Here is an 827-nt window from a genome sequence, read left to right on the forward strand (position 1 = left end):
ATCGCTTTGAGCATCAGAGCAACCTCTTTGGCCTTACCGCGCGGAACCGCATGCAGCACGTTGCGATAAAAGTGCACAACGCACCGTTGCCACTTGGCATTGGGGTAAAATTCTCCAAGCGCCTCCAGGAAACCAAGGCTTTTGTCCGACACTACCAAGTCGATACGCTCAAGGCCACGCCCTCGCAAATATCGGAGAAATTGTCGCCAGCTTTCCGTGTCTTCGCGTGAGCCTTCAGCTACTCCGAGAATTTCACGAAAACCGCTGGTGCTCACACCGATAGCCACAAGCACTGAAACACTTTGCACCTCACCGCCCCAAGAGCGTTTCAGCCAGATGCCATCAACAAACACGTAGGGATACTTCGCCTCCAACGGACGGTTGCGCCATTCCTCGACACGTTCAAAAATCTTCTGATTCAAGTCACTTATGGTGCTCGGACTGACTCGACTGCCCCACAGGGCTTCAGTAATATCTTCCACTCGGCGCACGGAAACACCAGCTAGGTACATCTCTACCAGCGCTTCTTCCACGGAACTTTCACGGCGGCGGTAGCGCTCAATGATGGCGGTTTCAAAGGGTACATGCCGCAGCTTGGGGACCTGGAGTTGCACTATTCCCGCCTTGGTATGCAAACTTCGTTCGTAGTGTCCGGCACGGGTGCTGGCTCGCTGCGCGTTGCGCTCATAACGCCTGGCCTGGCACAAGGCATCCGCTTCGGCATCAAGCAAGCCGTTCAATGTCTCCTCAACGCTTTGTCGCACAACCTCGGACACTTGCGATCGCAACTCCTGCTCATCTACGACGACAACCGGAACTTTCTTTTT

The 827-nt window shown here is 54.5% G+C and carries 1 protein-coding gene; it reads right to left on the reverse strand.

Annotated elements, in window-relative coordinates; all coding sequences use genetic code 11:
- A partial coding sequence (locus V6C16_RS14490; RefSeq protein WP_442886249.1) for an IS256 family transposase occupies positions 1 to 827 on the reverse strand: 827 nt, incomplete at both ends.

This window comes from Desulfovibrio sp. 1188_IL3213 (assembly GCF_036763145.1).
Lineage (GTDB): Bacteria > Desulfobacterota > Desulfovibrionia > Desulfovibrionales > Desulfovibrionaceae > Desulfovibrio.